Below are 14,439 nucleotides of genomic sequence, written 5' to 3' on the forward strand. Positions count from 1 at the left end.
GCGGTGAAATCAACGGTCAAACCGCCCTCTTCATCCGTTAAGGTGAACGTGCCCATTACCGTGCCAGCAACCGTGCTGTGCTCGGTTGCGCTGCCATTAGTGAGGGTAAGCGTTTCTACGTCATTGATTAACGTGGTGCTCACCGTGTTGGTTGCACTCACGCCATCACTGGTAGTGAGGCTGATACTCGCTAAAGTGTTACCGGCATTGAGATACGCGACACCTTCCGCGGTTAAGCGTACTTCGTTGCCGACTAATTCATAGTGGCCGTCACTGTTAGTGCCAGCAGTGAAATCAACGCTTAAGCCGCCTTCTTCATCCGTTAAGGTAAACGTGCCCATAACGGTACCGGCAGCCGTGCTGTGCTCGGTTGCGCTGCCGTCGGTGAGGGTGAGCGTTTCAACATCGTTGACCTCAGTAACGATTGGTGTAGCTAAAGCAGTACTAGACAATGGCGTCGCGTTATTATCGGTGACTTTAAGATCAATTGCGTCGAGCGTGCCACCCGCGTTGATGACATCAATACCCGCTTGTGTCAGCAGTATATTACCGTTTACTGTATCTAAAGTGTAATGAGTACTTGCCGTATTAAAGGTTACCGTTAATTGGTCGCCATCACCGTGATCATCGGTGGTGTAGCTACCCGCAATGCTGACCCCCGCAGTTAAGCCCCCAGCATCTTCAGTAAAGTCATTAGCCGTTATTTCAATAGTAGGAGTGTCATTGACTCTTGTGACGGTTAAACTGGCAACCACCAGCCCTTTACTAAATGCCGTAGTTCCACCACGATCATCTGCTGAATTAAAAGTATTCGCTTTTTCGCCATGTACTCCTGATGTTTGATCCCAGGCAACGTAAGTTAAAAACTCTGTACCATTCCAATCAGGGTTGGGTACAAAACGTATTCTGTCATCAGCACCCAGTAAAAGTGATTCACTTTCAGACACGGATTCTATTGTTACCCAGCCGTCACCAATGTCGTATTGCCAATAACCGTTGTCACTTGACAGAGCGCTGATCGCGATGCCTTCTAATGCTCCGCTATCTGCATCACTAATAGAATCTGGGTCAGTATTTGAACTTGCGAGTATCTCAGAAATCAAGTTGCCAACGATATTGTCTTCATCCATATCTTCGCTAATAGTGGTTAGGGTAATTCCAATATTCTGTTCTATTACTGGCGCATGGTTGTCATCATTCAAGATAGTTGCAACAGCGCTGTCTTGAGTACCAAATTTGATATTTTGTTCACCCGCTACCCTTTCAAAAGCGAATAGGATAGTTTTATCATCTTCAGGGATCTCGTCATCGTTAAGGGTAATGGTCTGCGTTTGAACAACTGAACCAGTGTAATCACCTGCTTTAATGGTAATAGTGATAGGTCCTGAGAAGGTATAATCATCGCCAGAAGTCGCTGTACCGCCATTGATGGTAAAGGTAAACGTTTTATCTGTAGTACTGACCACATCAGAGGTGACCGTATAGCTGATGACTATCGACCCATCACCTTCATTTGCAGTGTACGTGGCTGATGTGAATTCAACAGTGACAACACTGTCGCTACCTGCATCTGTAATTGTCCAGCCTTTATCGACTAACAATTGCCTGTCTACAGCATCGCTGTAGTGAAGTCCCTTAGCACCAAACGTTACGTTAGCCTGCACAGTTTGTTTTGACCAATTAATGAGCGTCGCATCATAATTGCTAATAGATAGATTACTATTATCCAGCATGTATGACATGTTGCTAACCTTGGATATATCCCAACTACCGATATTTTGATCAAATGAAGTGGCATTTTCGAACATTCTGGCCATATTATTGACACTGGAAGTATTCCAACCACCAATATCTTGATTAAAACCCTCTGCCTTACTAAACATTTGGTACATAGTGGTTACACTTGAGGTATTCCAGTCACTAATGTCCTGGTTGAAAGCAGTCGCACCAGAAAACATACTACCCATGTCGGTAACTTTTGAGGTGTCCCATGATGTTTTATTAGTATCTGGATTAATTGCAGTATTGATATTTTGATTAAATAAAGAGGCACCGGAAAACATGCTTTTCATATTGGTAACATTAGATGTATTCCATGCACTAATATCTTGATTAAATTTGTTTGCATCATTAAACATGCTTTGCATGTTGGTAACACTAGATGTATTCCATGCCCCTATATCTTGGTCAAATAAATAAGCTTTAGAAAACATATCTTGCATATTGGTAACACTAGAAGTGTTCCATGCCCCAATATTTTGGTTAAATGAAGCCGCATTACTGAACATGTATGTCATTGAAGCGACTTTAGATGTATCCCACAACCCAATATCGGCATTAAACAAGCCAGCTCCGTTAAACATGTTAGCCATATTAGTGACTTTTGATGTATTCCATGAAATTTCACCGGTATTTGTATTTGTATTTGTATTAATATTTTGTTTAAACGCTGATGCTCCTTGGAACATATTCTGCATGGTTGTAACGTTGCTAGTATTCCAATCACCAATATCTTGATTAAAAGATGATGCGTTCTTAAACATACTTTGCATGTTAGTGACACTTATTGTGTTCCAATCACCTATATCCCCATCAAACTTAGTCGCCCCAGAGAACATGCTTATCATTGATTTGACGAGAGAAGTATTCCATAAACCGATATCTTGGTTGAATGCACTCGCACTATTAAACATTTGTTGCATGTCATTAACATTACCGGTATTCCAAGAACCGATGTTTTGATTAAAAGCAGATGCGCTAGCGAACATATATCCCGTGCTGGTGACACTTGATGTGTTCCATTTACTAATATCCTGATCAAAGACTTTTGCACCATTAAACATGCCATACATAGTCGTGACTTTCGAAGTATCCCAGCCACTAATATTTCCATTAAATGAGGTAGCATTTTGGAACATATTTTTCATATTAGTGACGTTAGCGGTATTCCAATATCCAGTTTCCGAATTAAAATTGATATTTTGATTAAACGCAGAAGCACCACCGAACATATTACTCATATCAGTGATTTTGCCTGTATTCCAGCCACCTATATTTTGATCGAAAACCTTTGCATTATAAAACATGTTGTTTATGAGGGTGACACTTGAAGTATCCCATAGACCAATATATTGATTGAATATTGTTGCACCGTTAAACATACTTCTCATATCAGTAACACTTGAGGTATTCCATGACCCAATATTTTGGTCGACCGAACTCACTCCGTTGTTGAATGAACTCGCGCCGTTGAACATGTAACCCATGCTGGTAACCTTAGACGTGTTCCAATCACCGATATTTTGATCGAAAGCACTTGCATTACTGAACATGTAAGCCATGTTAGTAACTTTCGAGGTATCCCAATTACCAATATTTTGATTAAAAACTTTAGCCCCGTAAAACATTTGGTACATTGTCTCAACATTTGAGGTATCCCAACCACTAATATCCTGATTGAAAGCAGTGGCACCATTAAACATACTTCTCATATCAGTAACACTTGAAGTATCCCAATTCCAAATGTTTGATTTTGTGCCTTCATTAGTAATCTTAGTTGCATCTTTGAACATCTCAAATAAATTAGTTATTCCAGATAAATCAGGCGCATCTGTCGCATTAATAACAAGATTATCCGCACCTTCAAAGGCATCATCTAAATCCTGCCAAGCGATATTGCCCCATTGCTCGATGGTTAATAGCTTGTCGGCATCACCGCTACCGTTGAAGTTTATGCCGGGAAAATCGCCCACGATGGCAACGGTATAGGTACCGGCATTGGTATAGGTGTGACTCGCGGGCCCAGAGGTATAAGTCGTTGAAGTTCCATCTCCCCAATAAACGGTAAACTTGGTATCGCCTGTGCCAATTGGGATGGTGATAGTATTAGTAGCGGATGTGCCTGAGTTATCTGTCTTCCAAGTGGTCACAAACCCCGTATCAAGGGCTGTACTTTGATCATCACCTACGCTGAGATCGACAGTGCCGGTATCGCTGTTACCATTGCCGTCTGAGACCACATAAGCAAAACTATCATTTCCAGCACTGCTGACGGTAACCTTGAGACGACCATCGGCGCGCAGTTCAATCACTGTACCGGATGCTAAGGTTATGGGTGTCCCTGTAATGAGAGCATATGACTTATTACTATCTTCAATATCGATGATGTGAGTAAGCGTTAAGCTGTCGCCGTCTACATCGATATCATTACTGAGCGGATTGATGGTGACCGGGACGCCTGCCGAAACAGTAAAAGCATCATCACTGGCCTCAAGATTTAGGTTAGTGACTGTCACCGCCAGATCTTGAACATCTGTCGCATTATTACTGTCTGTGACAGTAATCTGAACGTTATAAATGTTATCTGCATCGGTATCAGTAGGCGCCTCGAAATCAGGTGCCGAGTTAAAGGTTAACTTTCCTGTTGCACTATCGATGCTGAATAATGACGCATCTGTACCACCAGTAATGGTATAACTAACAGTATCCCCATCAACGTCAGTGCTAGTGACAGTGGTAACCTCAACAGTATTTTCTTCTACTTCTACGCTAATGGAGGGATCAGAGGTGATGCTTGGCGCATCGTTGACGGCTGTAACTGTCAAATTCAAGCTAGAACCTGTAGAACTGAATGCTGTGTTATGTCCGTACGAACCCGAATCACTTAAGTCAACAGTACTTCCAGCTACACCTGACGTTTGATCCCATGCTTGAAAGCCAAGAGAACCATAATTAGTTCCATTCCAGTCTTCATTTGGGACAAACCGTAATGTATCAGAGTCTCTAAGCAAAAGAGTATTCGAGAAATTTTGATTTCCTACAGTAATATTTATCCAATCGGCGTTATCTGAGGAGTATTCACCCAGTACATATTGCCAACTACCATAAGTTGTATCCGCAGTATAAATTGCGATCCCTTCTAACGCACTAGCATCAACATCCGTAAATGTATCTCCATTTGTACTCGCGATGATTTCGGAGATTAGAGTACCTTTATTATCCTCATCAGAAACGTCTTCAAGAATAGTTAAGTTAATGCCAGTTGTAATAGCTATGACCGGCGCATCATTAACCGCCGCAATCGTCCCGATCGCACTGTCTATTGTCTCAGTACCGCCGTCATTAATAGTGTAATTAAAGCTCACAGCACCGTTATAATCAGCATCGGCGCTGAAAGTGATATTACCGTCTGCATCTATATTGACCGTACCATTGGTGACCGTGATGCTTTGTGCTGTACCTTGCGTAAGTATTGTTCCATGAACCGCAGTTATGGTTGCAACATCACTATACCCTTTAAGCATGTCAGTATTTAAAGACGCAGTCGTAGAGTCTTCATCACCATCGAGTAAGTTAGCAATATCAGCTAATAAATAACCCCACTCTTGCTGGGTATCGACATCAATAACCACATCGGTTTCTATTGTTCCCGACTGATATTCAAGCGCCCAGTCGCCACCAAGGTCAGCATGTCCAGTTGCATCATCGGAAGCAGCCACATCGGCATTGGTTAATTGTGATAGCGTATCAATAAACGCGATACCCTGCGCATCGGCGGCCAAGTCACAGCCGTAGATAAGCCAATCACCCTCGGCTGAAAATGCATTACCCCACTGGCTTATTGTCTGTGAGTGTTGAGTTAATTCGCTTTGGCTTAATTGGCTGTTACCAACCTGCACTGAACCTGATGACCCATGGGTAATAAGGTGCACAGCATCTAGGTTTTGTTGGTCTGCGAGGATTTCACTGATTTGCTCAATACCATTACGGTTTGAGTCTAGAATGATGACCTCAATGGTGGTATTTTCATCCGCTTGCGATTGCAAGCTCTCAACTAACGTTGAATAGTCTTCTACGGCCGCATCGATAATAACAAGCTCGTGGCGAATATCATTTGCTTGCGCCGTGGGCTCAACCAATGCATCGACATTATCATCTTGATGGTGCTCAACAGATACAGCACTTTGCTCAATCGCTTGTGCATCTAAGTTTTCAAACTCAGCATGGGCGTCGCGTAAAATAGCTTCCGTTGTGACTTCATCCGGTAAATCTAGGTCACTACCAGAGATGTCTAACCCAGGTAAATCCGCTGACAGCAAAATACGCGGCTCAAGCCCTTCAATGATAGGGAACCCAGACTTACGCTTATTTCGATGTATAGATGATGTCATAACAAGTAAAGCCCCTGTCCGAACGAATAAATAAAAACGCTCGTCGCTGCTGAATAAAACTTAGTTGCACTATCATTGAGTAATTAGCGCTCGATGGGAGCGCTTTGTTACTGTGGTAAAACGATTAAAATCTTATCTAGTCGACTTAATTACTGTTGACTACGGTATGATCATTTTCGGTAACAGCATTATCAGAAATCAATTGATGATCGCTAGGATGCATGGTTGGTTGAGTCGCGTTAACAGTTTGTGCTTCATCACCATTGTGATCCTGAATAAAGCTGACTTTACAACGAAGCCCTGCGGGTATTTGATAATCTGGATTATCTAAAGTGAGACGCACCCCATAGGTACCACTCGCCACATCGGCAACACGATCGATACGATTCACTTTTGCTTGCCACTTTTGCCCAATAGCATCTGCCCAGACGTCAGCTATCATGTCTTTATTCACTTTACCCAATAGCTCTACCGGGATGATCACTTCAACGTTTAATGGAGAAAGTTGTGCAACCCTAACGATAGGTTGGTCGTCAACATACTCACCTAATGTTTTAAAGCGTTCCATGACAAACCCCGTAATAGGGCTGCGAATGGTATGGCGATCGACCACTTCCTTAGCCCGAGCGTATTCAAGCTCTGCGAGTTTGCGATTATCTAGCGCCTGATCAAGTTGCAGTTGAGTTAATCGAGTTTCTGTTTCTGTTTGATCCATCTCTTTGCTCGATATCATTGAGCGATTATAGAGATCAGCAATACGTTTACTTTGCCGTTCACCAAAAGCAGCATTAATACGGCGTAATTCTATCTCCGCCGTCAACGAAACGCGTGTTCGTGCAAGCTCGAGCGACGCCTGATCAACACTTGATTCAAGTATCGCAATCACGTCACCCGCATTAACAAAGTCACCACGATCCACTTCAACCGATTGCAACACTCCTGGTACATGACTGCCTAAATCAGCAACAACGCTGGGGTCAATCACGCAATCAAGAGACTCTAACTCATTGGGTGGCGGCTCAATGGCCGCCGATGCAAATGCCGATAACAATGTTAGTGGCAAAAGCAGTACTAAAAATTCACGTTGTAGTCTAAAACGACCCATAGCTTTTTCTCGCATATTTATCTGGTATTTTGTTGGTACTTACTCAGACAAACTGTCAATATTGACATGGTTAACATTAGAGTAAAAACCAACTATCTTTATGATATTAAATATATTTAATTACTTTACGCATTAACGAAACCACACGAATTCGTCCTATGCAGTTAACGGGAGCAAATGCCTTAAAAATAAGTGCTGTAGGCTTCTCATCCACTGCCCCCACAAAGACTCTGAACCATGGTTAAAGCGCACATAAGCTCTACCGCCAATCCCTGTCACTTTTGTTCCCTTAGGGAGCGCAATGTCTAACTGAAAAACATTTTCTGTCGCGGTTAATCCGGTTTCATCACGCATATCGACACTGATCTCGCCACCGCCGAGTGCACCAAGTGCAATACTCGGTAAGGTTGAGCTGCCAGCAGGCACTTGGCGTATGAGTGTTCCTTGGATAGGTGTATCTAATTGACCGGGCAGAATCACCTCAATCAAACCGGGCCGTGAATTCAATAAGTCAGCATACTCTTGCTTTACAACCGCCCGTAAAATGGGCTGTTGCTCTTGAATCACATAACCTAAAATGGCTCCCTGATGCACAAACTCACCTCGTAACTGATGTGGGTCATGCAAAATAAAGCGTCCATTAACCGGACTGGTAATCAGCAACGCGTCTAATTGCTCATTGAGTTTATTTAATTCTGCTGTCACGGCGTTAATATCGTCTGCAACCATTGCGCCACGCACCCGACTATTATTACGTTCTAAAAGTCGTTTGGTGTGTAACTCGCGTAATCGAGCTTCCAAGATAGTCCGCTCAGTAAGCAGTTGTTTGTCCTCTAATCGTATAAGCAAATCACCCGTGCGGACCTCACTCCCCGAGGCAATTAGCACATCTTGCACAAAACTATTCGAAGGACTAAAAATTTGTCCATTATCATCAAACCACACAACCCCTTGCGCTTGTGTTGTGAGCGCTACGGGTATCTGCAGTAAGCCAGCACAAATAATCATCACAAAACCAAGAGTCGATAGCGCGCGCACACGCCGCGCCTCAAGACGCGGGCTCGTAAAAAGGAAATACAATGTCTGTAATAACGGCTTGAGTATTTGCTTAAATATCGCCCAACTCGCCAAAATGATGCCAATCACAAAAAATTCACTGGGCAAATACATCGCAATACCAATCAACACTAACAACCGATACAGCGGCGATGCTAAACCATAAAATAAGAACCAGGCTGATTCTCCATCTGCCGTTATTGGTGAACGCAGGCCTTTCATGCCAAGCGCATATTTTTGCATAAGGTATAAATAAAATTGATGAGCCCGTGAGGCTAAATTAGGTATTTCAATCAAATCCGATAACACATAGTAGCCGTCATAGCGCAATAAGGGATTACCATTAAATAGCAAGGTTGAGACACCGCTAATCAACATGGTATTGAACGCGATGTCGTGAACAATGCCAGGCTCACTCAGCAACCACACAAATAGGCCTAGAGAGGCCAAAAAGAGCTCGACTAATATTCCGGCCGCGCCAACGAGGGCTCGGCGCCGTTTATCTCTAAATGCCCAGGACGCTGACGCATCAATATAAGGAACGGGCATAAATAACAGCAAGGTAATGCCGGTTTCATGGGATTCACCACCACCGGCTTTGACAGCCATACCATGGCCAAGCTCATGCAAAATTTTGATAATGGGGTAAATCAACCAAAACGCTAGTAATTCAGAACTACTCAGTGTTTTAGCGCCCACCGCAGCCACAATATCTTGCGTATTTAACACGGCTAAAATCATTGCTGTCGCGAGAGTAAATAGCCAAACCCAAAAGCCTGCCGCAGAAAAAATCACTCTTGCCAACGGCGTTAAATAGTTAAGAAAACGATCAGGGTCAAACAACGGAATACGAATAGCGAGCGGATTCCCCAACGCTGAACGTTTTGTTTGCTGTGATTGAGTGTATCGGTTTAGCACATCTTGCTTACCGGCAGGGAGACCATCGCGTAGCACTTCTGCACGTTGCAATTGTGCCAAAATATTAATGATGTCGTCGGTTTCAAGTTGTTCATCAGAAGGACGCACTTTATTGACGAGATAGAGGATTTCTTGCATTGAGAAATCACCATTTAAACGCCCTATCACTTCATAAGCGGTAGCATTAAAACGGGTAAATTTACCACTGGATTCGTCGTGTAAAAGATACCAGCGCTCACCGCGATAATCTTGTACCAATATTTGTACGTGTTTACGTAAATATGGTCGTAATTCAGCGACATACTGCCACATTGATGAGGGGCTACGCTCTTTAGTCATCGATTATATCCCCAAAGACCAAGCCCAAAGGCGTAATCGAGATAACAGGGAGTCACTCCAGACGCTTAATAGGCTTCCACGCCCCACAACAATCTTGGCGGTGCCTTGCATACCAGGACGTAAACCTTCGGGAGGATCAATGATGTCAGACTCAACACGGAAATTATTACTTCCCTGTGCCACTAATGCGATAGGAAAAATCTGTGAAATACTTAATTGGATCGATTGTTCCGACAGTCCGGTTAGTCGTAAATTAGCCCGCTGTCCCGAAGTCAAATTTGCAACATCATGCTCATCAACTTGCAGCGTAACACGATAATTTTTAGCGGGTATGACCTCAAACAATAACTGACCTCGCTCAATAGGCGTACCCAATGCTTGGCTCCAATCTCCACTCACCAATAAACCACTAAACGGCGACCGTAATTGAGTATGTTGTAATTTCTCTTCGACGCTGTTCAACTGGGCATCTGTTTGTGCAATGCTCGCCAGTAGAATACTGATTTGAGCGCGATCACGCAGGGCTAATGCCTGATGATATTCTTTAGCTTGCTTGTCTCGTTCACTAGACCATTTATCATATTCAAGCTGCAAATCTCGATCATCTAACGTCGCAAGGATTTGGTCTTTTTCAACCAGGTCGCCAGCTCTAGCATGAGTTGTAGCAAGGTAACTGCTAAAAGGTGCGACAATAGCTTGCTGCATTTTTCCTTCGACTGAAGCTTGTGCAGTAATAATGTGGTCAGTTTGTACTAACGTTAATAATCCCACCGCTATAATGCTAGCAAGCGCGAACATTTTGCTACGGACATACCCTGGACCAATAAGTCGATGGATCTGCCCTTTCATACTTTTTTGTATTCTTGCCAAAACCGGCAAAGCATTATTAATATTTAAACCAATAACTGGAGCGGCATGATTGGCAATCGTCATTAAGCGTTTTATCGTATCATTATCAAAACCATCGCTTCGATTAGACACCAAAGTTAAAACACCAATTTGCATTTCGCCATCGTGTAAAATAATAGAACAAACAGCCTCATTATCATCATTGAGTAAATGTTGAGTGTGTGTCTGAATAACGGCTGAGGTTTCAGTTAGTGGCGCAGGAATAATAATATTTTGGTTTTGCTCAATGCATTCCTCCATTGCAAACTCAACCAGTCTTATACGCTCAATACGACGGTCAAAATGAAGTTGATGTGACACACTTAATATTTGCACCTGTAAGCCTTTACTCAGTCCGAGTTGTACTCTGGTGCAATTGAAATGATCTGCAAGGAAATTACAAAAATGGTAACCCATAACAGCTAAAGGTTCTTTCACGGTAAGCAATGCAACGGCATTAAGCGCTATGGCAGCATCATCACTATGTTGTTCATTAGCCTGTTTGAGTAATTTTTCCAGAAATACAGTACCCCACTGCAATAATTGCAGTACGGCTTGGCATTGTTGCTCCGAACGCACGTCGAGCGCCAATACCACCACTCCGACGACTTTCCCTTGGCGGATTAATGGTTGAGTAACATAATCAATGGGATGCGATTCTTGCGTAACAGCTTTATTCACACCACCGACACCACTTTTAATGGTACTAGTAGCAATAACCTGAAGCGTTGAGGATAGGGGATTAGACTGAGGCCAAATGGCGATATTTTGAAGCACATCTTCAACGGAATGCGAAGTGAGATAAATCCCTCCACATTGAACACCTGAGATCATGCTACATTGCCAATCTAACCAATGTGAAATCTCGTTGGGACTTGTTGGTGTAATCGAAGTTTTAGCCACTAAACGCTCTCTTTACCCTTTTATTCAAAGAGTTGTAAACCGATGATATTCCCTACATTTTCATTTAATAAAACAGTCCATAGTTCAATAATTTTATCATGACTTCGCCTAATTTAGTTAATATTAATAGTTAAATAAACGCTGAATTGTGAACTCTATTCAGACTTGCTTTCATTAATCCTAAAAATACTTATCGGCTTAACTTACGATTTCTTTTGATAAATCAGTAAATATTGCATTTTCATGTTGAATATAAACAAGTAAAAACAATCAAAATATAGTTGGAATTCAATTCCAATGATGGGCAATATTAAGGTCTAATGAATGCTTTTTTATTCATAATGCAAAATATCGTATCCAGAAAACGAGGCCATCTTGGCAGATGAAAACCGAAGGTTTTAAATCATAAAAACACATAACTAATAGTTCGCTTTATTTGTAGGTTGTTAAACGTGTGGCTATGAATATGATTCCTTCAAAAAGATGAATCAATAATGAAGATACCGTTCACTGTTATTTTAAACGGCGTGCAGTGGAAGATGTTAAGTACCCATGATAAAAATAGCACATTTCAATCATGCATAACTGCTGCGCTAATACCCTCAAAACATGGTATAAACGATAAAATGGCAAAGGGAGAATGCGTTGGCTGTTATTGATACATCACCTTCACCGAAGGATGAATATGTTATTTTACTGCACGGTTTAGCAAGAACGCATCGTTCGATGACGACTTTAGCCTTGGCCTTAAATGCGGCTGGCTATCACACCATTAATTTTTCATACCCGTCGACCCAATATCATATTGCAAAATTAGCTGAAGATGCCATTACTGCCGCGCTTGCACAGTGCCCCAAAGGCAGTAAAGTTCACTTTGTTACCCATTCAATAGGTGGGATTTTAGTTAGGCAGTATCTGCATTTACACACGATTGAAAATTTGGGTCGAGTGGTGATGCTTGGGCCTCCAAATAAAGGAAGCGAAGTCGTAGACCGTTTAAAAACGCTCCCCGGGTTCAAACTGATTAATGGCCCTGCGGGTATGCAGCTTGGCACCCGCTTAGTTGATCAACCTCGCATGCTTGGTGCGGTTAATTTTGATGTTGGGATTATTGCCGGCACTCGCAGTTTTAATTTATTGTTATCAAGTCTTTTGCCAACGCCAAATGATGGCAAAGTCTCAGTGGTCAGCACTCTACTTGATGACATGAGCGATCATATCGCCATCGCTGTGACTCACACGTTTATGATGAAAAATAAAATCGTGATAGCACAAGTGCTGCACTTTTTAATGCATGGAAAGTTTAATCACTAGTTGAAACCTTTATCGATAAAAGCCAGCTTAAAAGGCACCATAAGGACAAACAACTATCTTGAAAAAGCACCGCTATTCGAAAGTGTACAAAAATATAACTACCGTAAAACAGCAAATGCCTACTGTTCAGTATTAGCTCACGAGGAGTGGCACTCAATGCATAAAGTCAGTTTGTTATTAATAACCTTACTCTCAATAGCTTCAGCCCCAATATTGGCAAATGACGCTACACTAACCGATAAAATGAAAGCATTGGATACCGCAGTGTTTGATGCCTTTAATCAATGCCAACAACCCGAAGAACTAGAGAGACATGCGAGCTTTTTTGCAGAGGATGTTGAGTTTTATCATGATAATGGTGGAGTGACATGGGATCGCGATAGCATGATTGCCAATACGCAAAATAATGCCTGTGGGCATTTTACTCGCAAACTGGTAGAAGGGACGTTTGATGCCCACGCGATTAAAGATTTTGGCGCTATAACAGAAGGCGTGCATGTATTTTGTCAAAATAAAACCAACAAATGCGAAGGTAAAGCTGACTTTGTAATGATTTGGCGTAAAGTGGGTAATAAGTGGGAAATCACTCGAGTATTAAGTTACGGCCACCGTGAAAATAATTAAAGGATAATGATAATGTATAAACAAATAACCATACTGTCACTCAGCATGATGCTATTAATGGGTTGTTCTGGCACAGTGCCAACTCTGGGAGTTAATGATGGCCAATTTATGCCCTGCCCTGATTCACCTAATTGCGTGAACAGCCAGCAAGCAACTGCAGATGAAGAGCATTATATTGAACCGATTGAATTTAGCGGCACGTCTCAACAAGCTCAAGTAGGCCTATTGCACGCCTTAAAATTAACAGAGAATGCCAATATTGTAGTGGTTGAAGATAATTATATTCGGGTTGAATTTACCTCGCAGATTATGCGCTTTGTTGACGATGTTGAATTTTACTTTCCACCCGCTGAGTCAGGTAAAATCATGATCCAGGTGAGGTCGGCTTCGCGTGTTGGTCACTCAGACTTTGGCGTTAACCGTGAGCGAATTGAATCGATTAGAAATAACGTTAAGTTATAAATCTACATAAAAATCAATCAGTTCGATGGCAAATTAACTGATGTCTGTTCTTTTGGCTAGAAATGAACTCGATGGAAGCTCTCATACCTCAGAAATTGGTCTGGGAGCTTGTATTAAGAGCCCTCATAAATTGCGTTAGTTTCGCGTTATCTATTACGACATTATCTATTGCGACATTATCTATTGCGACATTATCTATTGCGACATTGTCTATTGAACGTCATCAACAGTCGCATTATTAGTGCCGCCTCATCAAAGTCTGGAGTTAAAGTGAACAGTAAAATTTTTGGGATTGTACTTGTTATTGCAGGTATTTTTTTAGCGTTGTGGGGTTACAATATTTATGATTCAGCAAGTTCTCAAATTACCCGAGCGATAAGTGGTGATACACCTATTGAAGCCTGGGCAGGAATGGCGGGGGGTATTATTGCGGTTCTAATCGGTATTACAAAGTTGAAATAATGAATTGTGATTAAGCGTTAATGCAAAAATATTCAACCATAATGGCTACCAGCTGATGATTATTTATAGGTAACGTTATTATCTCCCAAACCAAATTATGACACGTAAACCGCAAATGACTATTGGCTGTTACTTTTTAAATTTCAATATTATTGGTATTGGTAAAGGTTGCAGTAAATGATCACTGCAACCTTATGT

General features: G+C 42.0%; 8 protein-coding genes. 4 read left to right on the forward strand and 4 right to left on the reverse strand.

Features of this window, described 5'->3' with window-relative positions; all coding sequences use genetic code 11:
- The 4 genes from AC19MX_RS13070 to AC19MX_RS13085 form a co-directional block, all read right to left on the reverse strand.
- The coding region (locus AC19MX_RS13070; protein ID WP_498298585.1) for a BspA family leucine-rich repeat surface protein at nt 1-6,170 on the reverse strand (6,170 nt) is incomplete at its 3' end.
- A gap of 145 nt (nt 6,171-6,315) precedes the next feature.
- Complete coding sequence (locus AC19MX_RS13075; RefSeq protein ID WP_498298587.1) at nt 6,316-7,275, reverse strand: efflux RND transporter periplasmic adaptor subunit; 960 nt, start codon at nt 7,273-7,275, stop codon at nt 6,316-6,318.
- 156 nt (nt 7,276-7,431) lie between these two features.
- Nucleotides 7,432-9,588, reverse strand: coding sequence for a hypothetical protein (locus tag AC19MX_RS13080; protein WP_498298589.1), 2,157 nt, complete (start codon nt 9,586-9,588; stop codon nt 7,432-7,434).
- Nucleotides 9,589-9,591: 3 nt separating this feature from the next.
- Nucleotides 9,592-11,379, reverse strand: coding sequence for an efflux RND transporter periplasmic adaptor subunit (locus tag AC19MX_RS13085; protein ID WP_498298591.1), 1,788 nt, complete (start codon nt 11,377-11,379; stop codon nt 9,592-9,594).
- Nucleotides 11,380-12,024: 645 nt separating this feature from the next.
- Between AC19MX_RS13085 and AC19MX_RS13090 the strand changes: the two genes are divergently transcribed.
- The 4 genes from AC19MX_RS13090 to AC19MX_RS13105 all read left to right on the forward strand — a co-directional run bounded on the left by AC19MX_RS13090 (nt 12,025) and on the right by AC19MX_RS13105 (nt 14,241).
- Nucleotides 12,025-12,693: an esterase/lipase family protein gene (locus AC19MX_RS13090; RefSeq protein ID WP_498298593.1), complete on the forward strand. Its 669-nt coding sequence runs from the start codon at nt 12,025-12,027 to the stop codon at nt 12,691-12,693.
- A 156-nt stretch (nt 12,694-12,849) separates the two neighbouring features.
- Nucleotides 12,850-13,317, forward strand: a complete 468-nt coding sequence (locus tag AC19MX_RS13095; protein ID WP_498298595.1) for a nuclear transport factor 2 family protein — start codon at nt 12,850-12,852, stop codon at nt 13,315-13,317.
- A gap of 12 nt (nt 13,318-13,329) precedes the next feature.
- Nucleotides 13,330-13,779: a DUF1499 domain-containing protein gene (locus tag AC19MX_RS13100; protein WP_498298597.1), complete on the forward strand. Its 450-nt coding sequence runs from the start codon at nt 13,330-13,332 to the stop codon at nt 13,777-13,779.
- 270 nt (nt 13,780-14,049) lie between these two features.
- Nucleotides 14,050-14,241, forward strand: a complete 192-nt coding sequence (locus tag AC19MX_RS13105; protein WP_498298599.1) for a DUF3185 family protein — start codon at nt 14,050-14,052, stop codon at nt 14,239-14,241.
- Nucleotides 14,242-14,439: the final 198 nt, after the last annotated feature.

This window comes from Shewanella sp. MF05956, assembly GCF_059758055.1.